This is a genomic window from Streptomyces sp. NPDC021020 (genome assembly GCF_044333285.1).
Lineage (GTDB): Bacteria > Actinomycetota > Actinomycetes > Streptomycetales > Streptomycetaceae > Actinacidiphila.
In genome coordinates this window covers 585,853-611,262 of the sequence record NZ_JBIRQQ010000006.1, presented here as the reverse complement: position 1 = coordinate 611,262, position 25,410 = coordinate 585,853, and the positions used below count along the sequence as shown (strand labels likewise).

The following is a 25,410-nucleotide window of genomic DNA, read 5'->3' as shown; positions in this document are numbered from 1 at the left end:
CGCTCTGCGGCTGAACGGCGTGAAGAACATCGCCGCCGGGCTCCGCCCAACGCGCGCGACGCCCGCCGACTACGCCGAAGCCCTGCTCCCGGAGTGGCACCCGACCCCACCCCGCACGGAGTGCGCGATGCCCCGCCGGGTACACCGGGGGCTGCGTGGGGGTACCCCCAGGCGAAGCTCTGGGGGAGAACGGAGCGACCAGCCCCCGACAAGGGAAGGTCGCGCGGACCACCGCAACAGGCCCCCCGGAGCGCCCCGCCAACAGCCTCGCGCGCAGCGCGTACGCCCCCGGTCGGGTGACCGTGGGCCCCAACTCCGGTGGCGGCGCGACAAAGCAGAGCCCGCCCCGATAAGAAGCGTCAAGTGCGTACGTTTTGCCACCTCATGAGTGGAATCCGATGACCGAGGTCCACGCGGCGCCGGGCCGCGCGAGGCCCGAGAGCCCCCGCCACACGCCCCGGGCACCCGGCGCGCGGAGGAGACCGTGGCGCGTGGTCGTCCTCGCGGCGCTGCTCGCCGCGTTCGCGGCGGCGGGGTCGTACGACCTGAAGGACCACCTGTCGCTGGGGGGTTACATCGCGGAGGACGCCGAGGCGGGGCACGCCGACCACTGGCTGGACGCCCACTTCGGCGCGGGGGAGCCGCAACTCGTGCTGCTGGCGCGGGCGGAGGGCGGGACCGTCGACGCCGAGGACGCCGCCGCGGAAGGGCGGCGGATCACCGCGGGGCTCGCGGCAAGACCGGACGTCACCGCCGTCCATGCGTACTGGAACTCCCCAACGGACGAGCTGCGTTCGCCCGACAAACGGGAAGCGCTGCTCACCGTGCGGCTGCGGGGCGACGACACGGCGGCGACGTATGCCTCGGAGCGGCTCGTGAAGGAGTTCGCGGGGCGACACGGGCCGTTGACGCTCTCCGCGGCCGGGCCGGGGCCGACGCGGACCGAGATCGTCGCGCAGACGCGGCATGACGTGGAGCGGGCCGAATTCCTGGGCGGGCCGCTGACGTTGCTGATCCTGGTGATCGCGCTGGGGTCGCTCGTGGCGGGGATGCTGCCGGTCGCGGTGGGCGGGGTGGCGGTCGCGGGGGCGCTGCTCGTGCTGCGGGTGTACGCCGACTTCGCGCCGGTGTCGATCCTGACGGTGAACCTGACGACGTCGCTGGGGTTCGGTCTGGCCGTGGACTACTGCCTGCTGATCGTGAGCCGTTACCGCGAGGAGTGCGTGCCGGGGCGGGCGCGGGAGGAGGCGGTCGCGGCGGCGGTGCGTACCGCGGGGCGGACCGTGCTGTTCTCCGCGCTGACGGTCGCCTCGTGCGCGGCGGCGCTGCTGCTGGTGCCGCTGTACTTCCTGTCCTCGATGGCGGTCGCGATCATCGCCGTGACGCTGCTGGCGGCGCTGTGCGCGGTCGTGCTGCTGCCCGCGCTGCTCGTGCTGGCCGGTGGCGTCCTCGACCGCCTCGACCCCTTCGGGCCGCTGCGCCGCCGCCTGGCCGCGCGCTTCGGCAGCCCCTGGCACCGGATCGCGCACACCGTGATGCGGCGGCCGCTGCTGTGGCTCGCGGCGGTGGGCGTGCTGCTCGCCGCGCTCGCGGCGCCCGCGCTGGGTGCGCGGGCGACGATCAGCGACGAGCGGGTGCTCGCGCCGAACTCCCCTGTGCGGCACACCTCGCAGCGGGTCGACGAGGCCTTCGACGCGCGGGTGCTGCGGCCGGTCCGGCTGGTCCTGCCGGGTCAGCGGGGCCGGGCTGCGGCCCGCTATCTCGCGGACGTCTCCGAAATGCCGGGTGTCGTCAGCGTCACGGGCCCCACGGGCGTCCTCGTGCACGGCCGGGTCGTGGACGACGACGCGGCGACGGCCCGCCGCCACACCGGGCCGGGCGGCGCGTACGCGGAGGTCGTCACGGCGGGCGCGTACGACGCGGAGCAGGTGGAGCACCTGGTGCGTACGCTGCGTGCGGAGAAGCCCGATCCGCGGGTCATGGTGGGGGGATTCGCGGCGAGCGTCGCGGACACGAAGGACGCGATCACCTCGCGGCTGCCGTGGGTGCTCGGCATCGTCGGGTGCTGTCTGGCCTTCTTCCTCTTCCTCTTCACCGGCAGCGTGGTGGTGCCGGTGAAGGCGCTCGCGATGTCGGCGCTGAGTCTGGCGGCGACGCTGGGCTTCCTGGTGTGGGTCTTCCAGGACGGCCATCTGCGGTCGGTGCTGGGGGACTTCACGGTCGACGGGCGCCTGGAGATCTCCACGCCGGTGCTCGCGGGCGTCATCGTCTTCGTCCTGACCGTCGACTACGAGGTCTTCCTGCTCTCGCGTGTGCAGGAGGAATACCGCGCGTCCGGCGACATGCGCGCGGCGGTCGCGCACGGGCTGAGCCGCACCGGTGGCCTGCTGACGTCGGCGGCGCTGGTGCTGTCCGTGCTCATGGCGATGATGGCCGCCTCACGTGTCGAGGTGACCAAACTCTTCGGCGTGGGCGTCGCGTTCGCGCTCGTCCTGGACGCCGTCGTGATCCGCGCGCTGCTCGTGCCCGCCGTCATGAGGCTCGCGGGCCGCGCCAACTGGTGGGCCCCACCGGTCCTTTCGCGGGTGCACGCGCGGCTCGGCGCACGTACCTGAACCGCCCCTGGTATTACACGAAGCGAGGCATCACCGTGCTGTCCGTCCCCGACATCGCGCCGTCGCACGTCCGGCTGCTCCACGCGTTGGAGCCGGTCGTCGAGGCCAACCTCAACCGCCATCTGGCCCTGGCCAAGGAGTGGTTCCCGCACACGTACGTGCCCTGGTCCGCGGGCGCCGACTACGACGGGCCGCTCGGCGGCCGGGCGTGGGAGCCCGCGGACTCCGCGCTGCCGAGCGCGGCCCGTACCGCCCTCGTGGTCAACCTGCTCACCGAGGACAACCTCCCCAGCTACCACCGGCAGATCGCGACGCTCTTCGGCCGGGACGGCGCATGGGGCACCTGGGTCGGCCGCTGGACCGCCGAGGAGGGCCGCCACGGCACCGCGATCCGCGACTACCTGCTCACCATCCGCGGGGTCGACCCCTGCGCGCTGGAACGTTCCCGCATGATCCACATGACCCAGGGCTTCAGCTCCCCGCACGAGGACGACCCCGTCCACGCCATCGCGTACGTCACCTTCCAGGAGCTGGCCACCCGTATCTCGCACCGCAACACCGGCCGCATCAGCGGCGATCCGCGCTGCGAGGCGCTGCTCGCGCGCATCGCCGCGGACGAGAACCTGCACATGGTCTTCTACCGCGACCTGCTCGGCGCGCTGCTGGAGATCGCGCCGGACGTGGCGGTACGCGGGCTGCGCGACGTCGTCACCGACTTCCGGATGCCGGGCCACGGCATCGACAACTTTGCTCGGCAGGCACGGGAGTTGGCGTATGCAGGCGTCTACGACCTGCGCATCCACCACGACGAGGTGCTGCTGCCGCTGCTGCGCCACACCGGCGTCCTGCATCTGGCGGGCCTCACCGGCGAGGCCGCCCGCGCGCAGCAGGACCTCGGCGACCACCTGGCCCGGCTCGACGCCGCAGCAACCCGCTTCGAGTCCCGCCGGGCGGCCGCCCTGTCCGCGGCGGCGCGCTGCTGAGGCGCCGCCGCGCAGGGGTCCCGCGTCAGACGAACTGCCACAGGTGGTCGGCGGTGCCGTTGTCGTCGTACTGCACCACATGCGCGCTGTTCGCCGTCGACATCAGGTCCACGCCCATCACCTTGCCGGAGTTCTTGTTGCGGATACGGAACCAGCCGTCGCCGTTGTCCACGAACTGCCACAGGTGGTCGGCCGTGCCGTTGTCGTCGTACTGCACCACATGCGCGCTGTTCGCCGTCGACATCAGATCGACGCCCATGACCTTGCCCGAATTCTGGTTGCGGATACGGAACCAGCCGTCGCCGTTGTCCACCAGCTGCCACAGGTGGTCGGCCGTCCCGTTGTCGTCGAACTGCACCACATGCGCGCTGTTCGCCGTCGACATCAGGTCCACGCCCATCACCTTGCCGGAGTTCTTGTTGCGGATCCGGCGGTACGGGGCGGGGGCGCTCCACTGGTGGCCGGTCGGCGAGGCGGTGGGGAAGGCCGAGACGCGCAGCCGCGCGGCGCCCATCGGGACGAGTGTGACGGTCTCGACGGCGGCGGTGGAGCGGGCGGGCGAGTCCTGGAGCGGGGTCACGACGTGCTGGGAGTCGGCCTGCCACTCGGCGATCCGGCGGGCGGGCGCGGTGACGCGGACCGGGGTCGTCGAAGGGGTGAAGGGGTCGGCGGGCAGCGCGCCGCCGGTGCGGCTGAAGGCGACGCTCCCGGAGTCGAGGGCGAGCCCGTAGTTCCAGGCCGCGGTGGCGTGCACCTCGTACTGCGGGAATTGCGAACTGCCGCCCGTCTGGACGTAGTTCTCGCCCAGGTTGAGGGAGTACGTGAGCGGTCCGTGGTCGACGGCGGTCGCGCCGTGGTTGCCGGGCCAGGTCCGTACCGTGGTGGACTGCGGCAGGGTGAGGACAACCGTGTCGCCGTTGTTCCAGGTGCGGTTGACCACGGTGAAAGCCGGGCCCGCGGGGGCGCTCACGGCCGAGCCCGCGACCGTGAGGCGGGGGCCCGCGCACCAGCCCGGGATCCGCAGGTAGAGCGGGAAAGCCAGCGGGCGGGGCGTGTTGACGGTCAGCGTCACCGTCTCGGCGAAGGGGTAGTCGGTGGTCTCGGTGACGGTGACGGAGGTGCCGTCGGCCACCTTGGCCGTGACCTTGCTGGGCGCGTACATCACCGCGGCGAGCCCGAGGTCCGGGGTCGCGGCCCACAGCTCCTCGGTGAAGTAGGGCCAGCCCATGCCGTAGTTGTGCGGGCAGCAGCGGTAGTTGTCGACACCCGCCATGTAGGCCTGCATCGCGAAGCCGTTCTGGAACTGCCCCTGTGTCTTGGCGGTGTTGTCGAGGTCGACGCTGTTGGCGCTGGTGATGTAGTGGATCGCCTTGCCGGACGGGTCGAGCGCGGCGGGCAGCGAGTTGAAGGCGAGGTCCTCGCAGCGGTCGGCCCACACCGGGTCGCCGGTGATGCGGGTCAGCAGCTGGTGGCTGGCCATGAACTCCACGATGCCGCACGTCTCGAAGCCCTGCCGGGGGTCGCCGTAGCCGGGCCGGGCGTTCTCGTCGCCCGCGAAGCCGCCGCCCGGGAACTGCCCGTAGGCGGTCATCACCGAGGTGTAGTTCTGGTAGGCGGCGTTGGTGAGCGCGGTGGACGGCGAGCGCAGCGCGTACTGGGCGGGTTCGCGGAAGCCCTGGGCGACGTTGACGTTGTGCAGCGTGGGCAGGTTGTTCACCCAGTTCGCGCCGCCCGCGTGGATCTTGTCGGCGAGGTCGAGCAGGAAGGCGTCGCCGGTGCGGTTGTAGAGCCAGAAGACGCTGTCCAGCCCGTCGCCCCAACGCACCGACACCCAGCTCTGGTTGAAGGCGCCGGGGCCCTGGGCGTTCATGTAGCGGAAGAAGGCGGTCAGCAGCGGGACGATGCGGCTGTCGCCGCTGTACTCCTGCCAGTTGCGCAGCGCCCACGTCAGCGGGAGGAAGGGCCAGAAGTCGGGCCCGCCGCCGAGCGAGGTACGCAGGGACGTCGGGCCGAAGAAGCCGTCCGGCTGCGCGGTCGCGAGGATGGCGTCGACCCAGCGGCGTACGGCGGCGAGCGCGGTCTGGTCGCCGGTGAGGATCGCCAGGTCGGTGTAGCCGCGCAGCCAGTACGGCACCTCCTCCCAGCCGGTCTTCTCCGGGTGGACCCAGCCGGTGCCGTCCATGGCCAGGAAGTGCGAGGTGGCGGCGTACTGGCCGCACAGCCCGGCCAGTTGCTGCCGGAGCTTTCCCGCGAGCCAGCCGCCCGCGGTGACGGCGCCGGGCGGGAGCCGCAGGAAGGCGGTCGGCGCCAGCGGGGTGCGGCTGGGTGCGTACAGGCCGCCGGGAGCGGGGGCGACGCGGGCCGAGGCACGACCCGGCGCCCCTCCCCCGGCGGCGGCCCGGGCGGGCGCCGCGGCCGCGAGGGGCAGCGCGGCGCCCGCGGAGGCGGCGGCGGTGGTCGCGGCGGCGAGGAACGTACGGCGGTTCAGGGGCATGGGGGGTGGCCTCCTGTGCTGCTTGCTCTTCCAACGTTGGAAAATCCGCTGTCGCCCTGCATGACAGCACGGCTCCGCGGCTCTGTCCAGGGTCGGCACACAAGTGGCCTTTTGCCTCCCGCGTTACACAAGAAGGCCTGGGGCGGGCGGGGTTGGGGCGGATGGGCAAATCTGCTGGCCGCTGGTGGTGCGGGAGCGCGCCGGGCTTGTACAACGTTGCAGAGGGCTTGCGGCTGGCGCGCGCGTGTCGCGTCCACGGCCCGGGGGCGGCGCCGCGGTCGGGGCGTTCTGTGACCGTGCTCTGACGCCACTTGCATCGTTTCGTGGCTCAACTATCCCTATGCTGTGGCCGGTTCGAGGGTCGAGAGGTGCTTGCGGCCCCGGTGCGGCGCAGGCCGCCGGGCGGGGAGCACGGAACGGGGAACGGGGGTTTTCCATGCCCGGCAGGGAGAGCGGACGCGAGGGCGGATCAGCGGGCGAGGGCGGGGCGCAGGGCGCGGGCGGTGTCTCGGGCACGGGTGGCGCCGACGGTGCGGTCAAGCCGCTGGCCGCCGGGGACCCGCGCCGGATCGGCCCGTACCGCGTGCTCGGGGTGCTCGGCGCGGGCGGGATGGGGCGGGTGTTCCTCGCCCGGTCCGAGGGCGGCCGCGCCGTCGCGGTGAAGGTCGTGCACGACGAATACGCCACCGACACCCGCTTCCGGGCCCGCTTCCGGCGGGAGATCGCCGCCGCCCGCACGGTCGGCGAGCGCCACACCGCCCCCGTCCTCGACGCGGACCCGGACGCCGAACCGCCCTGGGTGGCCACCGGCTACGTCGCCGGACTCTCCCTGGAGCAGGTCGTGCGCCTGGACGGCCCCCTGCCCGCGTCCTCCGTCCACGCGCTCGCCGACGGCATGCTGCGCGCCCTGCGCGACATCCACGCCGCGGGCATCGTGCACCGCGACCTCAAGCCGTCCAACGTGATGCTCACCGTCGAGGGCGTCCGCGTCATCGACTTCGGCATCGCGCGCGCCGTGCAGCCGCCCGTCGAATCCCTGCTGACCAGTACGGGCATGGTCATCGGGTCGCCCGGCTTCATGGCCCCCGAGCAGATCACCGGCGACGGCGCCCGCCCCGTGAGCGACGTCTTCGCGCTCGGCTGCATGCTCTCCTACGCGGCGACGGGCAGGCACCCCTTCGCCCACGGCGCCACCAACCAGCACGCCGTGATGTTCCGCGTCGTGCAGGCCGAACCCGAGATCGACGCCGTCGCGGACGAGTCGCTGCGCGCGCTGATCGCCCGCTGCCTCACCAAGGACCCCGACCGGCGCCCCACCGTGGACGAGTTGCTGTCCGGCCCGGACCGCCCCGTGCCCGCCGCCGCTGCCGGCGCCTGGCTCCCGGCCGCCGTGGTCGTCCGGCTGGCCCGGCTCTCGGCCGGCCTGCTCGACATCGAGTCGGGGGCGGAGGCCCCTGCGGGGAAGAGCCGCGAGACGGTCCAACTGCGCGGCCTGAAGCCGACCGTGGCGGCGACGGCCGTCACCGCGACGACGCCGGACACGGCCCCGGTCCCGCCGGCCCCGGTCCCGCCCGAGCCCGCGCGGCGGGTCCGCAGACGCCCGTGGCTGATCGGGCTGATCGTGGTGCCGGTGGTGGTGGCGGGCGGCGGCACCGCGATGGTGCTCCTCCCCGGCGACGGCAGCAGCCCCGAGGCCTCCGCCTCCAGCTCCCCGACCGCGTCGCCGATCGCCTCCAACTCCCCCTCGCCAGGAGGCGTTTCCCCCTCCGGCACGGTCACACCCGGCACCACCGCGCAGCCCACCACCGCCCCGCCCGCGCCTTCCCCCGGCAAGGACGGCAAGAACGGCCAGGACGGCAGGAACGGAGCGCAGGGCCCCGCCAACCCCGGTACGGGCAGCTCCCGTTCGACCACCACCGGCTCGACCGGCTCCACCACCGCCTCCGGCGGCAGCACGGGCAGCAAGGGCGGCGGCTCCACCGGCGGCGCCTCGTCCCCCAAACCCCCGTCGAGCGCCGTCCCGTCCACCTTCGTCGGCACCTGGAGCACCCCGATGGAGGGCAGCTTCGGCAACGACCCGCAGAAGCTCGTCATCTCCCGCGCCGCGATCGGCCAGAACGCCGTCCGCTACTCCTGGGACGTCTACGGCATGGGCCACTGCGAATACACCGCCCGCCTCGACTCCGTCTCCGCCAACGGCACACAGCTCCACGTCACGTCCGGCACGATCGACACCGCCCACTCCGGCCAGTACTGCAACGACGTGGCCGCCTCCACGCTCGTCTCCGACAGCACGGGCACCATCCGCCGCATCTACTCCTCCTCCAACCCGAACGGCATCACGTACAACCGGGCGTGATGCCGTTCGCGGGGGCCCTGCGGGCGGGTCGGTGGACAGTGGGCGACTTTCGAAGTAGTTTCGAAGTCATGGCACCCTCTCCTGCCGTCGAAGCGAACTTCTCCGAACTGATCAACAAGCCGAAGGACACCGTCGCCCGCATGCAGGGCAGCCTGCGCCGAGGCATCCGGTTGCACCGCAGGGACGCCGAGGATCTCTACCTGACCACCGCCGCCCGCGCGGACGAGGCCGTCCAGGTGGTGGATTCGACCACGCGCATGTTCGTCGCGTTCATGAAGCACGAGCCGAGTGCCGTCCAGCTCCTCACCGACGTCTTTCCCGAGGCGTTCCCCTGGGTCAGGTTCCTCCCCGAGAACGCGGTGCGAACCTTCCTCGTCGAATTCATCGAGACGGCCCGTGCCAGCACCGACCTCGGAACCGTCAGCCCCATCGCCCAGCTCATCGCGGAGTGGCGCCACACCGCGGAGATCTACGCCGACCCGGACCTGCACAGGACCCTCACGGCCGACCACGGGGACACGGACCTCGGCGACGTGCCCATGCCGGAGGTGGAGGGCGAGTGACCCTCGGCAAGGGTGACCCTGTCCCACCCCCGCCCGGCAAGGGCGAGTTCGAAGTGAAGTTCACCTCCCGGTCGGCTGCGGTCGGCTGGCTGGAACTGTGCAGACAGGCGCCGGGCAACACGCTCGACGCCTGGTTGCAGATGCGGACCGGACCTGCCCCTGTCGTGCCGACGCCACGGCACCACCGCCTCAAGGGCGACCTGGCCATCGGCACGCGCAACGGGAAGACGTATCCGCAGTGGCAGATCGAAGTCACCGGCGGCGGCCGCGTCTGGTACCTCTTCGACGAGAACGCGGCTACGTGCTGGCTGGTCCACGCCGGGACCGGCCACCCCAAGCGCACGGAGTAGGGGACGCGCGCCGGGAGCCCTGCTCCGTTGCCTCAGCTGGGGTCACGGGTTCGCCAGGGCCTGGACCTGCGCGTAAGGGAGCGGGGTGGGCTCGGGTGGGAGGGCGTTGCGGATGGCGGTTGCCGTGGTCAGGGCTGCGGAGAGGGCGGTGCGGTAGAGGAGGGAGCCGAGGCTGACGCGGCGGACGCCGAGGGCGGTCAGGGTGGGGAGGGTCGGGCCGGTCGGGGTGTGGAGGATGTTCAGCGGGACGGTCAGGGTCGCCGTCAGGGCGGCGATGGCCGCGGGATCCGCCAGGCCGGGGACGAACACGCCGTCCGCGCCCGCCTGTTCGTACTGCGCCAGACGCGTGGCGGTCTCCTCCTGGTCGCGGCCGAGCCAGTACGTGTCGGTGCGGGCGTTCACGAACAGCGCGGGCGCCGCCGACCGCACCGCGGCGATCTTGGCCGCGTGCAGTGCGGCGGGGGCCAGGGTGCCGTCCGGGCGGCCGTCCTCCAGGTTGACGCCCGCCGCGCCCGCCTCGTACAGCCGCACCGCCAGCTCGGCCACCTCCTGCGGATCGTCGCTGAAGCCCCCCTCCGCGTCCACGCTGAAGAGGAAGGAGCCCCGGCCCAGGCGGCGGGCCAGCGCGAGGGTCTCCTCGGCCGTCGCCGCCGCCCCGTCCGGCAGGCCCGCGGCGGCCGCGACGCCCAGACTCGTCGTGCCGACCGCCCGGAAGCCGTGCTCCGCGAGGAGCGCCGCGGACGCGTAATCCCACGCGTTGGGGAGCAGGAGCGGGGCCGCCTCGTCGTGCAGGCGGGCGAAGGGGGTGCGCGGGCGGTCGAGCAGGCCCTCGGCCAGCGCGAGCGCGTGCGCCCGGCCCGGGCACACGCGGGGCGGGGCGCCGAAGGTGAGGGGTACGGGGTGGGTGCGGTTCGCTGCCGCGAGGTCCAGCCGTACGGTGTCGCCTGCGGCGATCTCCTGACCCGCGACGCGCGTCGGGCGGGTGGCGACGCGGCGCATCTCCGCGACGGGCGGGGTCTCGCGCAGGACCCTTGCCAGGGGGGCGGGGGCGCTCTCCGCGGTGGCTGGGGCTGGGGCCGTTGCGGTGGCCGCCGCTGACTCGACGAGGGCGGTCGTCGCCGCGCAGGCCTGGACGAGCAGGCCGATGCGGTTGGCGGCTGCTTCCAGGGTGGCTTCGTCCGCCGCGTCCGCTTCCGCCGGGGCCGCCGGGTCCGGCAGGAGCTGGGTCAGCAACTGGGCCACCGCCTCGTCCGCGGCTGCCTCCGCGGGGGCGTCCGCCGCTCCGAAGTACGGTCCGGCCACCGCGGCCACCGCCTCCGCGGCCGCGGCGGGGTCCGGCATGCCCAGCGCTGCGGCGAGCGTACGCACCACGCGGTGGCGCACCTCGCCGTCCGGCTGCGCCGCTGCCGCCCTGCGCAGGGCCGCAGGCTCCAGGCGGGCGAGGTCCGCTTCCACGAGGGCGCGGCGGCGGCGGTGGGGCTCGCCGGAGCTGAAGCGGGCGACGGTGCGGCGGAGCCACGCGATGCCTGTGCCCTGCGCGGGGGCGGTTGGGTGCGGTGGGACGAGGGCGGAGTCCGCGAGGGCTGCGGTGACGGCCGCGTGGGTGGTGAGGACGTGGGTCGTGGGCGTCATAGGCCGACGCTATGGGTGGGACGGTTCGGGGCTTGCCGAAGCGTTTGGCGCGGGGGCGCTGCGGGGTGGGGGGTTGCGGTTCGTTGCGCGACCGTCCGCCGGTGGTGGGTTGCTCGCGCCGTTCCTCGCGCCCCCGGTGTACCCGGCGGGGCATCGCGCCCTTTCCCGGGGGGTGGGGTCGGGTGCCGGCACGGGGCACCTCCTCGGAATGCGCGTCTGACCTCATGAGCTAGGTGGCGGGTCCTGTGTGCGCATTCCTGCGGGGGCACCCCGCACCGTCCCCCTCCCGGCGTCTCGTGGGCGGCTGCCTGCCGGTGGGGGTGGATGTGTGAGGGACTGCGGGTAGCCCCCGACGGCGGTGCACCCCCACATGGGGACCGTCAGACGACGTCTTACCCGCACGGGTGGTGGGGGTGGGAAACACCCCGCGCCGCCAGGCGCGGGCACCCCCCGCGGCGGGAAAGCCGCACGCGTGCGGGCCCCCGCAGCGGGCCCCCGCGGGGGCGCGACAGGCCCACCTCTGGCCGAAGGTCGGCGTCCGCGCCGTGGGGGCGAATTACGGTGGTGCGATGGGACATGTGACGTGGTGGGCGGTGCTCTCGTCCGGATCCGCTCCCGTACTTCTGCTCGGGGGTTCGGCCACCGCCGCGGTCGTGGAAGGGCCGGACTACAACCCCGTCAAGCAGACGATCAGCGTCCTCGCGGCCGACAACCAGGAGGCCTACTGGGCGCTCACGGCGACGCTGCTCGCGCTGGGGCTGTGCCATCTGGCGACGGCCGCCGGGCTGCGGGCCGCCGCGCTCGCGGGGCGGCTGGCGCTGGGCGGTGGCGGGGTGTCGGCGATGCTGCTGGCGTTCTTTCCGGCTCCCGCGACGGGGGGTTCGCTGTCGCACGGGTCGGTCGTGACGGTGGGCTTCGCGCTGCTGGCGCTGTGGCCGGTGCTCGCCGCGTGGCGGCGGCCCGCGGGCGGGCCGTGGGGGCTGCGGCCGGTGCCGTCGTGGGTGGTGACGGCGCTGATGCTGGTGGGAGCGGCGTGGTTCGTGGTGGAGAACCAGCGGCACGGTCCGGCGGGCGTCGCCGAGCGCGTCGTCACGGGGGCGACGGCGGTGTGGCCGGTGGTCGTCGTCATCTCGTGCCTGCGCCACCGCCCGCGCACGGGCGGCGGCGTGGGTCCCGGCGTCCAGGCCTAGCCTTCCGCGCCGGGGCGGCCGGCCCCGGACGTACCGCCAACAGGCGCTCACAAAAATTACGTGAGCGTTGAACTACCCGCCCCGCCCGCCCGTACAGCTGCGTGGCGGCCCCGCCAAGCCCGGCGGGGATGCGCACGGGTGCCGCGTCCGCGCGGCTCGGCCTGGAGGTCCGGGTGTTCAGTCTTCGTTCCGCACGTGGTTTACGGGATCGGTTCCGTCGGACGGGTGTCGGCGTCGCCGTGCTGGTGGCGGTCGGCGCGGGAGGGCTCGCGGTCGCGCCGGGCGCGGTCGCGGGGGGCGCGGGGGTGCTGGCCGACGCGCTGATCTCGCCGCACACCGTCACCGGCGGGGCGCCCGCCACCGGGACGGTCACGCTGGTCGCGCCGGTGGACGGCGACACCGTCGTCTCGCTGGAGAGCACCGACACGACCGTCCTCACGGTCCCGCCGACCGTGACCGTGCCGGCGGGTTCCAGCAGCGCCACCTTCACGGTCACCACCTTCGTCTTCCACGGGTCCGGCGAGTTCGCGTGCGTGGAGGCGACCGCGGGCGGGGTCACCGCCACGCCGTGCCTGAACAGCAACCCGGCGCCGTCCGGGCCCGTCGCGACCGCGGTGACCTTCACGCCCGCGCCGATCCCCGGCGGGAGCCCGGCCACCGGGAAGGTGCGGCTGTCCGGTACGGCGGACAGCGACACCGGGCTGATCCACCTGGTCAGCAGCAACCCGGCGGTGCTGGCCGTCCCGGAGTCCGTGCTCGCCACCGTGGGGTCGGACACCACGCCCTTCCCGATCACGACCTCGGCCGTCACCGTCGACCAGCCCGTCACCGTCACCGCCACCGCGGACGGCGGCAGCGCGTCCGGCACCGTGACCGTCGTCCCGGCGACCGCGCCGCCGGCCACCGACACCGTCACGGTCAAGAGCGCGGAGTGGAAGAAGGGCCTGCTGAAGATCACGGCGACCAGCAGCGACCCGAACGCGATCCTGGGCGTCTACCTCACCGCGTCCGACAGCTTCATGTTCCCGCTCACCGCCAAGGGCGGCGGCACGTACGAGGCCCAGCACCAGTGGCTCGACAACCCGCGGTCGATCACCGTCCGCAGCAGCCTCGGCGGCTCGGCGACGGCCACGACCTGACCCGTACGGCGGGGTGGTTCAGCCGCGGGCGTCCTCCGCGAGGGTCGCCGCCACGAGAGCGTTGGCGTGGCCGTGGCCCAGGCCGTGCTCGGCCTTGAGCCAGCCGACCAGCTCCATGTGGCGGGTCAGCGGCGAGGAGCGGACGATCTGCTGCCACTCGGCTATCGGGCGGCCGTACTTCTTCTCGATGGAGGGGAAGTAGCTCGCGGGGCCCTTCACGGCGGCGGCCTGGGTGGTCATGTGCGTCTCCCTGCACGGGCGTTCGGATCCGGTCACAGGGGTAGACAGGGCGGCGGCGCCGAAATCATCGGTCGCCGCCGCCCGGTTTTCAGCCCGCCGCGGTGAACAGGGGTGCCTCGGGGGCGCCCTGGGTCAGGACGGTGGAGCCGGTCCAGGTCAGGAACGAGTCGGCGGGCAGGTAGTCGTCCTGGAGGAAGAACGCGCGGGTGACGGCGGTGACGGTCAGGCTCGCGCCGGTCTCCGTCACCGGCGTGCGCAGGGCGACGATCTCCGCGATGTCCGACTGCGTGGTGCCCGCGGGGAGTTCGACGGTCGTGGCCGCGGTGCCCTCGCGGGTGATCGACCACGTCGGGTCGACATGGTTCGAGCGGTAGAGCGTCGGGTCGCCCTTGAGGCGTACGCCGACGGACAGGCCGACCGCGCCCGCGTCGGCGGACGGGGTCGCGGTGTGGGCGACGGCCAGGTAGAGGTACGTGCGCTGGTCGCCGAGTTCGGGGGTGGCGGGGCTGGACGGCGACTCGATCTTGCCCTCGCGGGTCATCTCCTGCGCCATGACGGGGTAGAGCCACGGGTTGACGTCCATCATGTGCTCGCGCGGCTGGCCCGCGGGCAGTTCCTGGACGGGCGCGGGCGAGAAGCGCATCGGGTCGTCGACGGTGTCGCACAGGTTGTTGTTGGAGGTGCACGTCTCCAGCCGCGGCCGGTCGCCCTCGTAAGCGCCCGCGAAGACCAGCGTCTGGTGGTTGGCGGCCTGGTAGACGCCGGTGCCGGGCACCGGCTTGCCGTGGGCGTCGACCTCGACGTCGTAGGCCCACTCGATGTCGGTCGTGCGGCCCCAGCGGGCCATCAGGGCTGGCGAGTTGGTGCCGCCGTCCTCGTTCGTCCAGATGACGGTGTACTGCAGGATCTTGTGGCCGGGGGTCTTGGCGGGCAGCACCTCGTGGTATTCGTACAGCGGCGCGTCGGTGGTGCTGCTCTGGAAGCGGCTGCCCAGGTCGGGGAGGTTGCGGCCGTAGAGCACGGGCGCGTTGCGCAGGATCAGGCCCATGTCGGTGGTCTCGCCGTAGACCTTGAGGCTGATTCCGCCGAGGGTGGCGCGGGTCGCGGCCAGCGGTGAGCGGTCGGCGGCGAAGCGGAAGGCCAGCGTGTGGCGGCCGCGGGTGAGGTGGCCGAGGCTGAAGTCGCGGGTGACCGGCTGGTCGGAGGGGATCACGATGTCGGTGGCGTAGTGCCCGTCGACGTACGCCGACACGACCGCGGATTCGGCGCCCTTCGTGCCCCAGGAGACGCCGGGCGCCCGCGCGGACAGCGTCACGACGGCCTCGCCGCTGCGGTCGGCCGTGACGTGCACGGTGTGCGCGGGGCCGCCGCGCCGCACGGTCACGGACGGCAGGTGCTGCGTGCCGTGCCCGGCGGTGGTGGACGGGGCGGCCGCCGCCGCGGGCGAGGCGGTCAGCCCGAGCACCGACGCCGCCACCAGCAGCAGGGCCGTACCGCCCACGCCCGCGACGCCCGCGGTACGGGAGCGGGGGTGCGACCTGCGGATGTCCTTCATGTCACGCATGGCAGAAGTTCCTTTCAGCCGGTCTTCCGGAGCGCCCCCGACGATCCAGCAGCCGGGCGACGCGCGAGAGACGCCTGTGGCAATTTCGGCTGAACTCCCCTGCCGGGGCGGCTGGTTCGGCTGGTGCACGGGATACGTGCAGGGGCGTGCACGGGATACGTGTACGGGCGCGGCTCCGGCCCCCGCGGTTTCAGGCCGCGGCCCCCGCCCGTACGCACTGAAACCGCGCTGCAACCGGCGTGAAGGCGCGCGCCCGCAGCCTTGCCGGCATGACGACGACACCGAAGCCCCCGGCGGGCACCGCGCCGGACATCGCGATCGAGGCCCGCGGGCTGCGCAAGGCCTACGGCGAGAAGACCGTCCTGGACGGCATCGACCTGAGCGTTCCGGCGGGCACCGTCTTCTCGCTGCTCGGGCCGAACGGCGCGGGCAAGACCACCGCCGTGCAGATCCTCTCCACGCTGATCGGCGCGGACGGCGGCGAGGCCCGCGTCGCCGGGCACGACCTGGTGGCCGCGCCGCATGCGGTGCGGGCGGCGATCGGCGTGACGGGGCAGTTCTCCGCGGTGGACAACCTGATCACCGGCGAGGAGAACATGCTCCTGATGGCCGACCTGCACCACCTCGGCCGTACCGAACGACGCACCGTCACCGCCGAGTTGCTGGAGCGCTTCGACCTCGCCGAGGCCGCCCGCAAGCCCGCGTCGACCTACTCCGGCGGGATGCGGCGGCGCCTCGACATCGCCATGACGCTGGTCGGCAGGCCGCGGGTGATCTTCCTCGACGAGCCGACGACAGGCCTGGACCCGCGCGCCCGCAACGCCACCTGGGGCGTCATCCGCGAGCTGGTCGCGGGCGGTGTGACCGTCTTCCTCACCACGCAGTACCTGGAGGAGGCCGACGAACTCGCCGACCGTATCGCCCTGCTGAACGGCGGGCGGCTCGTCGCGCAGGGCACCGCGGACGAGCTCAAGCGGCTGGTGCCGGGCGGGCACGTCCGGCTGCGCTTCACCGACCCGGCCGCGTACGAGAGCGCCGCCCGCGCGCTCACCGGCTCCGCCCGCGACGACGAGGCGCTGGCGCTGCAGATCCCGAGCGACGGCACACAGCGCGAACTGCGGGCGATCCTCGACTGGTTGGACGCCGCCGAGGTCGCCGCCGACGAGCTGACCGTGCACACCCCGGACCTGGACGACGTCTTCTTCGCGCTGACCGGCCCCGCCACCACCCTGCCCGCCCCCGCCAAGTCCGCCGAGGAGAACGCCCGATGAGCACCCTGCCCCTGGCCGTACGCGACTCGTCCACGATGGTCCGCCGCAATCTGCTGCACGCCCGCCGCTACCCGTCCATGACGCTCAACCTGCTGCTCACGCCCGTGATGCTGCTGCTGATCTTCGTCTACATCTTCGGCGACGTGATGAGTTCGGGGCTCGGCGGGCACCCGGACCGCGCCACCTACGTCGCCTACGTGGTGCCCGGCATCCTCATGATGACCATCGGCGGTGCGTCGCTCGGCGTCGCGGTGTCGGTGTGCACCGACATGACCGAGGGCATCATCGCCCGCTTCCGCACCATGGCGATCTACCGCGGGTCCGTCCTGGTCGGGCACGTGGTCGGCGGGGTGCTCCAGGTGCTCGTCAGCGTCGTGCTCGTCATCGGCGTGGGCTTCGCGATCGGCTTCCGCACCGACGCCTCGCTGCTGGAGTGGCTGGCCGCGATCGGCCTGACGCTGCTGGTGGGCCTGGCGCTGACGTGGCTCGCGGTCGGCATCGGCCTGTCCTCGCCGAATCCGGAGGGCGCGAGCAACGTCGGGCTGCCGCTGATGATCCTGCCGCTGCTGGGCAGCGCGTTCGTGCCCGTCGACTCGATGCCGGGGTGGTTCCGCTGGTTCGCGGACTACCAGCCCTTCACGCCCTTCATCGAATCGCTGCGCGGCCTGCTGCTGGGCACGCCGATCGGGCACAACGGGTGGCTCGCGGTCGGCTGGGGCGTCGCCCTCACCGCGCTCGGCGCCTGGTGGTCGACGAGCCTGTTCAACCGCGACCCGTCGAACGCCCGGTGACGGTCGCGAGCACCGCGCCCCGCAACTCCCCCCGCCCCAGGGCGGCGTACTCTGCGACAGCCGCCGAGTACGCCGCCCCGTCGGCGTCCTCGGCCGCGGCCCGCGCGTCGGCCACGGCCGTCGGCGGCTGCAACTCGCCCAGCACACCCAGGCGTTCGGCCAGCGCCACCCAGCGCGCCGCCGATGCGTCGCCGCCCGCGAGCGCGGCATGCCCCAGCGCCAGCAGCACCGTGCCGTAGACGGGCAGTTCGGCCGCCGGGACCGGCGGGCGCCCGTCGCGCGGGGTGAGCATCCACTCCAGCCGCGACCGCAACCGCGCCGCCAGCCCCGCGACCGGCTCCACCCGCCCGCACCGGGCGTGCGCGCCCAGCGCCGCGGCCTGCATCTGCAGCGCCCACGCGTTCATGTACGCCTCACCACCGGGCGGCGGACCCCCGCCGTCCAGCACCGCCACCGCCTCCCGCCACAGCCCGAGCCCCAGCTCCGTCAGCCCGCGGGCCAGCGCGATCTCGGCGCGCGCGCCCAGCGCCCCGGCGGCGTCCGCGTCCGCGACGTCGGACGGCTCGCGGTCCGCGGCCTGCTCCAGCCACTGCTCGGCCTCGTCGACGGCGCCGCGCTGCAGGCACGCGAGCACCAGCGCGGCCCGTACGTTCATGGTGTCGGTCCGGTCGCCCACAGCCTGCTGCTGGGCCAGCGTCGCCAGCAGGTGCTGGTACGCGTCGTCGCCCTGGCCCATCCGCAGGGCCAGTTCGCTGATCCTGGCGTTGCACAGCATCCGCAGCAGCGGGTGGTGCAGCGGCTCCAGGCCCGCCAGCGCCCGGCGCGCGGCGGCCAGCGCGGCCACCGGCCCGTCCTCGTACTCCCACACGTAGCTCGCCACGCATTCGGCGACGCCCGCCAGCAGCGGCTGGCCACCGCGCCCGCACAGCTCGCGCAGCTGCGTATAGCCGGGCGGCCGCAGATCCGGGATCACGCACAGCACCTGCGCCAACGCCCGTACCAGCGTGTCGGGTTCGCCCTGCGGCAGGCGGCGCAGCGTGTACAGGGGGCGCAGGGCGCGCGGGCCCAGGCCCATGAAGAGCGTCGCCGTGCAGATCGCCGCGGCCGTGCGCACGACCTCGACGTACTCCGGCTCGGGGTCGTAGTGGGACAGCGGCGGGCCGGTGTCCGCGGCGAGCGCCACCAGGCGGCCGTAGTTGGAGCCGGTCGACCAGATCGCGCCCAGCACCGCGGCCGCCGACGCGATCGACGGCCCGTCGCCGCGGGCCAGCGCGTGCCGCAACGCCAGTGCCAGGTTGGCCTGTTCGGCGCGCACCCGGTCCCACGAGTCGAACGGGTCCGTGCCGAACAGCACATCGTGCTCGGTCCGCCCGAAGTCCCGTGCCCACGCCAGCAGTCGGGTCACCACCTCGGCGTCCTCGCCCGCCGCCGTGCGCTTGGCCGCGCAGAACTCCCGTACGGTCTGCAGCATCCGGAAGCGCACCCCGGCGACGGTGTCCGCCGCCGACAGCAGCGACTGGTCAGCGAGCTGCTCCAGCGTGCCGAGGACGTCCGTGTCCGGGGGCAGCACGTGGGCGGCCGCGTCCTCGGTGAAGCCGCCGGGGAGGACGGACAGCGCGCGCAGCGCCGCCTGCGCGTCCTCCTCCAGCAGATTCCAGCTCCACTCGACGACCGCGTGCAGCGTACGGTGCCGCTCCGGGGTGTCCCGGGCGGCGCCGCGCAGCAGGGCGTAGCGGTCCGGCAGCCGGTCCTGGAGACGGCGGGCGATCTCGGTCACGGACAGCGCCCGCACCCGCGCCGCCGCCAGCTCCACCGCCAGCGGCAGCCCGTCCAACTGCGCGCACAGCTCCGCCACTTGCGCGGCGGGCAGCTCGACACCCGGGCGGGCGGCCCGGGCCCGCTGCGCGAACAGCTCCGCGGCGTGCGCGCGGTCCAGCTCCGGCAGCGCGTACACCGCCTCCGACGTCAGCCCCAGCGGCGCGCGGCTCGTCGTCAGCACCCGCAGGTCACGCGACAGCGCGACCAGCGCCCGTACGAGGTCGGCGACCCCGGCCACCACCTGCTCGCAGTTGTCCAGCACCAGCAGCGCCGGGCCCTGGCCGAGCCCCGCCGCGATCGCGCCCGCCGCGCCCTGGCCCCGTACGTCCGCCGCGCCCAGCGCCGCGGCGACCTCGCCCGCCACGTCGGCGTCCGCGGACACCGCGGCCAGCGGCACGAAGCACACCGTGCGCCGGTCCGCCTCCCGCGCGATCAGCTGCGCCAGCCGCGTCTTGCCGAGCCCGCCAGGACCCGCGACCGTCACCACCCGCGAGGTGTGCAGCAGCTCCGTCACCGCGGCGACGTCCGCCGCCCGGCCCACCAGCTCGTTCGGCTCGTGCGGCACGCCCTTGCGGACCGCGGGCGCCTCCGCCCGCAGCAGCTCCGCGTGCACCGCGCGCAGCGCCGCCCCCGGATCGGCGCCCAACTCGGCCCGCAGCCGCCTGCGATAGGCGTCGTACCGCGTCAGCGCCGCCGCGGGCCCCGCGCTCCCGGCCTCCGCCCGCAGCAGCTCCCCCAGCACCTCCTCGTCCCGCGGCGCCCCCGCGACCACCTCCGCCAGCAGCACCACCGCCTCCGCACCCCGCCCCAGCCGCGCCACCGCCAGCGCGCGCCGCCTCCGCAGCCCCTCGTGCGCGCCCGCGCGCTCCGCCCGCAGCGCCCCCACCGGATCCTCGCCCCGGTCCCCACCCCCGTCCCACAACGCGAGCCCCGCCTCCGCGGCGGCGAGCACCCCCGCGTGGTCCCCCCGCCGCGCGCACTCCTGCGCCTCCGCCGCACGCAGCAACAACGCGGAGGCGTCCACCTGCTCCTCGTCCAGCGTCAGCCGATACCCCGTCGGCGTCGTCACCACCACATCCGCACCGAGCTGCGCCCGCAGCCGCGACACCAACACCTGCACGGCCTTCCCCGGCCGCTCCGGCGCGTCCTCCTCCCCCCACAACCCCGCCACCAGCCGCCCCGCGCTGCACCCCGCCCCCTGCTCCCCCGCGAGCAACGCGAGCAGCCCCCGCAGCCGGGGGGCCGTGATCTCCCGCCCCCGGAAGGCCACGCGGGGCAACAACGTCAACTCGGTGCTCACAACTCTGCAGAGTAGCCCTGCGGGCTACGTGGAAAGGGGGGCGCCCTTGCCCCGCCGGGCGCGCTGTCCCTCGCCCCCACCGGCTGGCAGCCGCCCACGCTCCTCGGGAGGGGCCGCCCCTCCTCCCCCACCGGCTGGCAGCCGCTGACTCCTGCCGGAGGGGGACGATCCGGGGGTGCCCATGCCCCGCCGGGCGCGCTATCCCTCACCCCCACCGGCTGGCAGCCGCCCACGCTCCCCGGGAGGGGGACGATCCGGGGGTGCCCCCGGAGGAATGCGCACGCAGTCGCCGTCACCTACCTCATGAGGTCGGACGCGCATTCCGAGGAGGTACCCCCGGAGTGGCCCCCGACCCCACCCACTGCGCAGGCGCGCGATGCCCCGCCGGGTGACACCGGGGGCGCGGGGAACTGCGCGACAAGCCCCCACCGGCCGGTGGTCCGGGGCGGACCGGGTTGCCCCTTCGGGCCGGTGACTACCCGCGCCCCGGTAGGGGGTTGCTCGCGCAGTTCCTCGCGCCCCCGGTGTGCCCGGCGCGGCATCGCGCGCCACGCGGGTGGGCGGGTCGGGTACCGCCACGGGGCACCTCCTCGGAATGCGCGTCTGACCTCACCCGTATCCGCGACGGAGTCGATGCGCATTCCTGCGGGGGCACCCCGCACCGTCCCCCTCCCAGGAGCGTTGGCGGCTACCGGCCGGAGGGGGGTGAGGGACAGCGCGCCCGGCGGGGCAAGGGCACCCCCGCACCGTCCCCCTCCGACAGGAGTGGGCGGCTACCGGCCGGTGGGGGTGAGGGACAGCGCACCCGGCGGGGCAAGGGCGTTGAGGGCCGCGCGGACCACGTCGGCGATCAGCTCGTCCGCAGAGGACGCGGCCGCGTGTTCGCGGGAGGTCAGGACGGCGATGACGAGCGGCGCCCGCGCCGCAGGGCGGACGACGGCGATGTCGTTGCGGGTGCCGTAGCCGCCGCTGCCGGTCTTGTCCGCGGCCGTCCAGCCCTCGGGGAGCGCCGCCCGGATGTAGGGATCGCCGGTGGTGTTGCGGGTCATCCAGTCGGTGAGGAGGGCCCGGCGGGAGGCGGGCAGCGCGGTGCCGAGGAGCAGCGCGCGCAGGTCCGCGGCGAGGGCGCGGGCCGTACTCGTGTCGCGGATGTCGCCGGGAGCGGCCTCGTTGAGGGACGGCTCGGTGCGGTCCACCCGCGTCGTCGCGTCGCCGAGGCCGCGCACCGCCCGCTGGAGGCCCGCCGGGCCGCCGAGTTCGCGCAGCAGCAGATTCTCCGCGGTGTTGTCGCTGTAGCGCAGCGCCGCGTCCATGACGTCGCGCAGCGCCATGCCCGTGGCGACGTGCCGCGAGGTGACGGGGGCGTGGTCGAGTACGTCGGCGCGGGTGTACGTGAGCGTACGGTCGAGGTCCGTCTCCTCCTGCCGGAGCAGCGCGGCCGCGGCGAGCACCTTGAGCGTCGAGCACGCGGCGAAGCGGCGGTCGGCCCGGTAGGTGACGGTGCGGCCGGTGCCGGTGTCGAGGAGGTAGAGGCCGACGCGGGCGCCGTAGCTGTCCTCGATGGCGCGGAACACCGCGTCGGTGGCAGGGAGTTGCGCCGTGCCGGACGCGGCGGCATGCGGTGCCGGGCCGGACGCGGGGCCCGGCCCCACGGGAGCCGCCGGGGCAGCGGGAGCCACCGGCGGTGCCGGGGAGCCGCCCCCGCACCCGGCGAGCAGGCCGAGAGCAAGGGCGAAGGCGGCCGCGACCGGGCGGCGGGCGGAACGGGCCATGCCCGCCACCCTCACCCGCCGCCCCACCGGAGTCAAAGACCCGCCCGGACGCCCGGCGCGCCGCCCATGCGATGCTGCGGGGGCCGCGCGGCGCAAGCCTCCCGCCACGAGCCACCGCCGCGGGAGCCGACCCCAGCAAGCCCCGCCGCGCGGCCGGACCGCGACCAGCCACCGCCGCGAAAGCCGACCCCGGCAAGCCACCGCGGCGCGAGCGGACCGCGCCCAGCGAGGAGACGGATGGACGTCTACGAGGCCGTACGCAGCCGCCGCGCGGTGCGGGCCTTCAGCGGCGAGCCCGTACCCGGCGAGGTGCTGCGGCGCGTGCTGGCCGCCGCGGCGCACGCCCCGTCCAGCGGCAATCTTCAGCCGTGGCGGGTGTACGTCGTGACCGGCGGGCCGCTCGCGGAGCTGAAGGAGCGGGCCACCGCCCGCGCGTTCGCCGGGGATGCGGGCGACCTCCGCGAATACCCCATGTATCCGGCGGAGTTGGCGGCGCCCTACAGCGAGCGCTTCGCCGCGGCGGCGGCCCAGCGCTACGCGGCACTCGGCATCGCGCGCGACGACCCGGACCGTCCCCGTAAGATCGCCGCCCTCAACGCGGCGGCGTTCGGCGCGCCCGCCGTCCTCTTCTGCTACCTCGACCCGGCGATGGGCCCCGGCCAGTGGGCCGACGCGGGGATGTACCTCCAGACGGTGATGCTGCTGCTGCGCGCGGAGGGCTTGCACAGCTGCCCGCAGGTGATGTGGACGACGTACCGCACGACCGTCAGCGACGCCGTCGGGGCCCCGGAGGGCCACGTCCTGCTGTGCGGGATGGCGATCGGGTACGAACCGGCGGGCGCCCCGCCGCTGTTCACGGGCCGGGCGCCGCTGCCGGAGACGGTGCGCTTCGTCGGGGACTGACGCTCAGGGCGAGATGAGCCGCAGATGCCACCACGGGCGGCGCTGGTGCCGCCAACTCGCGGCCTGCGCCGCGGCGAACGGATCCGGCAGCGTCCGCCGCTCGAACTCCGTGTCCAGCCGCGCGACGATCCGCCCCAACTCCCGCCGGGCGCGCGGCGGGAGGGCGTGCAGCATCTCCTCTATGTCGTCGCGCGCGTCGAGGATGTCGCAGCAGGGGCAGTCGGCGAGCGGCGGGTAGAGCACGCGGCCCGGCTGCCGCAGGAACCCCTCGTACGTCGCGAGCGCCCCGCTCAGGAAGCCGGGCCAGAACCTGCCCGCCTCCATCCGCCGTACGGCGCCCTGCGCGCTTCTCCCCAGGCCCCTGACCTGGCTGTACGGCCGGGCAGCTCCCCGGCGGGTGTGCGGTGCGGCGCGTAGCGCGCCGGGCGGCCTACGCGGCATCGCCCTTTCGTGTCGTCATGCCCGCGACGATACCGCGCCCGGCGAGGAAGCGCCCGGCTCCGAGGCGCGGGACCCCCGGCGGTCAGGGCAGCCTCACACCGGAGGGCGCGCGCACCCTCGGCGCCCCGAACACGCACCGCGCAAGCGCGGGCCGCGGGATCACGTCCCCGCCAACTGCCCCCGCACCCACGCCGGATCGGGATTGGTGTGCGCCCGCCCCCCGACCACGACGGTCGGCACGGTCTCGTTCCCGTCGTTGACCTCCCGCACGGCCGCGGCCGCCGCCGGATCCCGCCAGATGTTCACCCAGTACGCCCGCCGCGCCCGCCACCCCAGCCTGGCCCGCAGCCGCAGGCAGTACGCGCACCCGGGCCGCCAGTAGACAACGACCCGCCCGTCCGCCGCACTGCGCCGCCCCGCCTCCGCCGCGCTCACCGAACGCGGGAAGATGACCGGCGAGTTGACCGCCGCCATCACCAGGAACCCCCCGATGAAGCCGCCCCCGGCCGGGTAGTTGCCCTGCGCGACGTACACCCCGCCAGCGAGCCCACCGGCGACGAGCAGCGCGATCGCCATCCCCCACACGCGCATCATGCCCAGCACGCTACCCCCGCCGGCCTCCCGCGGAACCGCCGGGCGCGGCCGGGGCGTCGCTCCGTAAGGGGAGAGAGGGGTTCCGATGGGCGCCAGGTACCTGTATCTCGTGCGGCACGGTGAGGCGGTCCCGGACGAGAGCGGGCTGTCCGAGCGCGGGCGGCGCCAAGCCCACCTGCTCGGGGAGCGGTTGGCCGGTTGTCCGGTCTCCGCCGTGTGGCACGGGCCGCTGGCGCGGGCGCGGGAGACGGCGGAGATCGTCGGGGGGCGGCTGGACGGGGTCGCGCCGCGGGAGTGCGAGGTCGCCGGGGACTACGTGCCGTACGTGCCGCGCCGCGACGAACTCCCCTCGGACAGTGCCGACTTCCTGCTGAGCTTCCTCGCCGGTGTCACCGACGAGGAGCGCGAGCAGGGGGCGCGGCTGGCGAAGGAGGCGGTCGGCCGCTTCACCGGACCGGCCGAGGGCGAGGCGGACGTCCACGAGGTGGTCGTGACCCACAACTTCCTCGTCGGCTGGCTCGTCCGCCACGCCCTCGACGCCCCGCCCTGGCGCTGGCTGGGCCTCAACCACGGCAACGCGAGCCTGACGGTGATCCGTTACGCCCCCGGCCGCCCGACATCGCTGCTCGTCCAGAACGACATGGCCCACCTCCCCGCCGGCCTGCGCTGGACGGGCTTCTCACCCGGCGTGCGCGTCTAGCCCTTGTCGCGGTGCCAGGGCTTGCGTTCGGCCGGGGCGCCGGACGGGGCCGCGGACGGGGCGCCACCCGGAGCGCCGGGCGGAGGCTTCGGCGGATCGTCCCGGCGGCGCCAGTTCGTGTCCTGGTCCGGGATGCTGTTGGCGTTCTTTTTCTTGATCATCGCGGCGATCTGGGCCGGGAAGAGCTGGGCGAAGTGCTGGATGAAGACGTCGCGCAGGTCCACACCGAGGTCGTCACGATTGGCCTCCGCGAGCTCGTCGAGATTGCACTCGTTGCCGTCGCCGCCGTCGCGTACGTAGGCACCGCCCATGAAGAAGCCCTGCGGTGTCGACACCGTGCCCAGGTCGCACGGGTGGACGTCGATCAGGATCTGCCAGCCGTCCACCACGACGCGGATCGCCTTCTTGGTCGGGGACACGCGGTCCTCCCAGGCGAACTGGAACGCCTGGATGTTCCTCACGACCTGCACCACGGCGTCCGCGGCGGCGGGCGGCACCCGGTCGGTCTGCGGTGTCCGGGCCCCCGGTCTGCGGTACTTCGCGGGCTGATCTCCGGGCGGTGTGGGCTGCATGGATTTCCCCTCCCCTGAGGCTTTCTTCCGATACGCCAAGTCTCCGCACGCCCACCGCCCCACACCGGCCGATACCCCTCGCTGGCCGGAACACGACGCGCTTTGTCCGATACCGACCA

Annotated in this window: 20 protein-coding genes; 11 read left to right on the top strand and 9 right to left on the bottom strand. The window is 74.3% G+C overall.

The annotated features are described in order from the left end of the window. Window positions 1-491 precede the first annotated feature (491 nt). Together ACH4SL_RS21420 and ACH4SL_RS21415 are read left to right on the top strand one after the other, a co-directional pair. Window positions 492-2,615, top strand: coding sequence for an MMPL family transporter (locus tag ACH4SL_RS21420; protein WP_398447767.1), 2,124 nt, complete (start codon window positions 492-494; stop codon window positions 2,613-2,615). A gap of 35 nt (window positions 2,616-2,650) precedes the next feature. Beyond that, window positions 2,651-3,598, top strand: coding sequence for an acyl-ACP desaturase (locus tag ACH4SL_RS21415; RefSeq protein WP_398447765.1), 948 nt, complete (start codon window positions 2,651-2,653; stop codon window positions 3,596-3,598). A 25-nt stretch (window positions 3,599-3,623) separates the two neighbouring features. On the opposite strand, the gene ACH4SL_RS21410 is transcribed toward ACH4SL_RS21415, so the two are convergent. Continuing rightward, a complete protein-coding gene (locus ACH4SL_RS21410) occupies window positions 3,624-6,092 on the bottom strand; it encodes an RICIN domain-containing protein (protein WP_398447763.1) in 2,469 nt (822 codons plus the stop codon). 436 nt (window positions 6,093-6,528) lie between these two features. Between ACH4SL_RS21410 and ACH4SL_RS21405 the strand changes: the two genes are divergently transcribed. From ACH4SL_RS21405 to ACH4SL_RS21395, 3 genes are all read left to right on the top strand, one after another. Then, a complete protein-coding gene (locus tag ACH4SL_RS21405) occupies window positions 6,529-8,451 on the top strand; it encodes a serine/threonine-protein kinase (RefSeq protein WP_398447761.1) in 1,923 nt (640 codons plus the stop codon). Between the two features lie 68 nt (window positions 8,452-8,519). Continuing rightward, window positions 8,520-9,014 carry a hypothetical protein gene (locus ACH4SL_RS21400; protein ID WP_398447759.1) on the top strand — a complete coding sequence of 165 codons (495 nt, stop codon included), beginning with the start codon at window positions 8,520-8,522 and terminating at the stop codon, window positions 9,012-9,014. Beyond that, window positions 9,011-9,364, top strand: coding sequence for a hypothetical protein (locus ACH4SL_RS21395; protein WP_398447757.1), 354 nt, complete (start codon window positions 9,011-9,013; stop codon window positions 9,362-9,364). The genes ACH4SL_RS21400 and ACH4SL_RS21395 overlap by 4 nt, the downstream gene beginning before the upstream one ends. A gap of 42 nt (window positions 9,365-9,406) precedes the next feature. Here the strand turns inward: ACH4SL_RS21395 and ACH4SL_RS21390 are convergent, their stop codons facing one another. Next, window positions 9,407-10,996: an isocitrate lyase/phosphoenolpyruvate mutase family protein gene (locus ACH4SL_RS21390; RefSeq protein WP_398447755.1), complete on the bottom strand. Its 1,590-nt coding sequence runs from the start codon at window positions 10,994-10,996 to the stop codon at window positions 9,407-9,409. A 569-nt stretch (window positions 10,997-11,565) separates the two neighbouring features. Between ACH4SL_RS21390 and ACH4SL_RS21385 the strand changes: the two genes are divergently transcribed. Both ACH4SL_RS21385 and ACH4SL_RS21380 read left to right on the top strand, forming a co-directional pair. Beyond that, a complete protein-coding gene (locus ACH4SL_RS21385; RefSeq protein WP_398447753.1) occupies window positions 11,566-12,186 on the top strand; it encodes a DUF998 domain-containing protein in 621 nt (206 codons plus the stop codon). Window positions 12,187-12,425: 239 nt separating this feature from the next. Next, window positions 12,426-13,325: a hypothetical protein gene (locus ACH4SL_RS21380; RefSeq protein ID WP_398447751.1), complete on the top strand. Its 900-nt coding sequence runs from the start codon at window positions 12,426-12,428 to the stop codon at window positions 13,323-13,325. An 18-nt stretch (window positions 13,326-13,343) separates the two neighbouring features. Here the strand turns inward: ACH4SL_RS21380 and ACH4SL_RS21375 are convergent, their stop codons facing one another. Beyond that, the gene (locus ACH4SL_RS21375; RefSeq protein WP_398447749.1) at window positions 13,344-13,565 is read right to left on the bottom strand and encodes a DUF4287 domain-containing protein; all 222 of its coding nucleotides are present in this window, start codon (window positions 13,563-13,565) and stop codon (window positions 13,344-13,346) included. Between the two features lie 88 nt (window positions 13,566-13,653). Further along, entirely contained in the window at window positions 13,654-15,129 is a 1,476-nt protein-coding gene (locus ACH4SL_RS21370) for a hypothetical protein (RefSeq protein WP_398447747.1), read from the bottom strand. A 269-nt stretch (window positions 15,130-15,398) separates the two neighbouring features. On the opposite strand from ACH4SL_RS21370, the gene ACH4SL_RS21365 reads away from it, so the two are divergent. Both ACH4SL_RS21365 and ACH4SL_RS21360 read left to right on the top strand, forming a co-directional pair. Further along, complete coding sequence (locus tag ACH4SL_RS21365; protein WP_398447744.1) at window positions 15,399-16,400, top strand: ATP-binding cassette domain-containing protein; 1,002 nt, start codon at window positions 15,399-15,401, stop codon at window positions 16,398-16,400. Next, window positions 16,397-17,191, top strand: coding sequence for an ABC transporter permease (locus ACH4SL_RS21360; RefSeq protein ID WP_398447742.1), 795 nt, complete (start codon window positions 16,397-16,399; stop codon window positions 17,189-17,191). Before ACH4SL_RS21365 ends, ACH4SL_RS21360 begins: the two co-directional genes overlap by 4 nt. On the opposite strand, the gene ACH4SL_RS21355 is transcribed toward ACH4SL_RS21360, so the two are convergent. Next, window positions 17,163-20,309: an ATP-binding protein gene (locus ACH4SL_RS21355; RefSeq protein WP_398447740.1), complete on the bottom strand. Its 3,147-nt coding sequence runs from the start codon at window positions 20,307-20,309 to the stop codon at window positions 17,163-17,165. The two genes, ACH4SL_RS21360 and ACH4SL_RS21355, sit on opposite strands and share 29 nt — an antisense overlap. Before the next feature lie 773 nt (window positions 20,310-21,082). Beyond that, window positions 21,083-22,081, bottom strand: a complete 999-nt coding sequence (gene bla, locus ACH4SL_RS21350) for a class A beta-lactamase (protein WP_398447738.1) — start codon at window positions 22,079-22,081, stop codon at window positions 21,083-21,085. A 237-nt stretch (window positions 22,082-22,318) separates the two neighbouring features. On the opposite strand from bla, the gene ACH4SL_RS21345 reads away from it, so the two are divergent. Further along, a complete protein-coding gene (locus tag ACH4SL_RS21345) occupies window positions 22,319-22,984 on the top strand; it encodes a nitroreductase (protein ID WP_398447736.1) in 666 nt (221 codons plus the stop codon). A 3-nt stretch (window positions 22,985-22,987) separates the two neighbouring features. Here the strand turns inward: ACH4SL_RS21345 and ACH4SL_RS21340 are convergent, their stop codons facing one another. Together ACH4SL_RS21340 and ACH4SL_RS21335 are read right to left on the bottom strand one after the other, a co-directional pair. Beyond that, a complete protein-coding gene (locus ACH4SL_RS21340) occupies window positions 22,988-23,425 on the bottom strand; it encodes a hypothetical protein (protein ID WP_398447734.1) in 438 nt (145 codons plus the stop codon). 159 nt (window positions 23,426-23,584) lie between these two features. After that, on the bottom strand, window positions 23,585-24,019 hold the full coding sequence (locus tag ACH4SL_RS21335) for a glutaredoxin family protein (RefSeq protein ID WP_398447732.1): 435 nt from the start codon (window positions 24,017-24,019) through the stop codon (window positions 23,585-23,587). An 85-nt stretch (window positions 24,020-24,104) separates the two neighbouring features. Between ACH4SL_RS21335 and ACH4SL_RS21330 the strand changes: the two genes are divergently transcribed. Beyond that, window positions 24,105-24,719: a histidine phosphatase family protein gene (locus ACH4SL_RS21330; protein ID WP_398447730.1), complete on the top strand. Its 615-nt coding sequence runs from the start codon at window positions 24,105-24,107 to the stop codon at window positions 24,717-24,719. Here ACH4SL_RS21330 and ACH4SL_RS21325 read toward each other — a convergent pair. Further along, complete coding sequence (locus tag ACH4SL_RS21325; RefSeq protein ID WP_398447728.1) at window positions 24,716-25,291, bottom strand: hypothetical protein; 576 nt, start codon at window positions 25,289-25,291, stop codon at window positions 24,716-24,718. The genes ACH4SL_RS21330 and ACH4SL_RS21325 overlap by 4 nt on opposite strands. Window positions 25,292-25,410 lie beyond the last annotated feature (119 nt).

Excerpts from the sequence above, each read along its gene's own strand:
- ACH4SL_RS21410 (WP_398447763.1), bottom strand. The coding sequence starts at position 6,092 with ATGCCCCTGAACCGCCGTACGTTCCTCGCCGCCGCGACCACCGCCGCC.
- ACH4SL_RS21405 (WP_398447761.1), top strand. The coding sequence starts at position 6,529 with ATGCCCGGCAGGGAGAGCGGACGCGAGGGCGGATCAGCGGGCGAGGGC.
- ACH4SL_RS21400 (WP_398447759.1), top strand. The coding sequence starts at position 8,520 with ATGGCACCCTCTCCTGCCGTCGAAGCGAACTTCTCCGAACTGATCAAC.
- ACH4SL_RS21390 (WP_398447755.1), bottom strand. The coding sequence starts at position 10,996 with ATGACGCCCACGACCCACGTCCTCACCACCCACGCGGCCGTCACCGCA.
- ACH4SL_RS21385 (WP_398447753.1), top strand. The coding sequence starts at position 11,566 with ATGGGACATGTGACGTGGTGGGCGGTGCTCTCGTCCGGATCCGCTCCC.
- ACH4SL_RS21375 (WP_398447749.1), bottom strand. The coding sequence starts at position 13,565 with ATGACCACCCAGGCCGCCGCCGTGAAGGGCCCCGCGAGCTACTTCCCC.
- ACH4SL_RS21370 (WP_398447747.1), bottom strand. The coding sequence starts at position 15,129 with ATGCGTGACATGAAGGACATCCGCAGGTCGCACCCCCGCTCCCGTACC.
- ACH4SL_RS21365 (WP_398447744.1), top strand. The coding sequence starts at position 15,399 with ATGACGACGACACCGAAGCCCCCGGCGGGCACCGCGCCGGACATCGCG.
- ACH4SL_RS21360 (WP_398447742.1), top strand. The coding sequence starts at position 16,397 with ATGAGCACCCTGCCCCTGGCCGTACGCGACTCGTCCACGATGGTCCGC.
- bla (WP_398447738.1), bottom strand. The coding sequence starts at position 22,081 with ATGGCCCGTTCCGCCCGCCGCCCGGTCGCGGCCGCCTTCGCCCTTGCT.
- ACH4SL_RS21345 (WP_398447736.1), top strand. The coding sequence starts at position 22,319 with ATGGACGTCTACGAGGCCGTACGCAGCCGCCGCGCGGTGCGGGCCTTC.
- ACH4SL_RS21340 (WP_398447734.1), bottom strand. The coding sequence starts at position 23,425 with ATGCCGCGTAGGCCGCCCGGCGCGCTACGCGCCGCACCGCACACCCGC.
- ACH4SL_RS21335 (WP_398447732.1), bottom strand. The coding sequence starts at position 24,019 with ATGATGCGCGTGTGGGGGATGGCGATCGCGCTGCTCGTCGCCGGTGGG.
- ACH4SL_RS21330 (WP_398447730.1), top strand. The coding sequence starts at position 24,105 with ATGGGCGCCAGGTACCTGTATCTCGTGCGGCACGGTGAGGCGGTCCCG.
- ACH4SL_RS21325 (WP_398447728.1), bottom strand. The coding sequence starts at position 25,291 with ATGCAGCCCACACCGCCCGGAGATCAGCCCGCGAAGTACCGCAGACCG.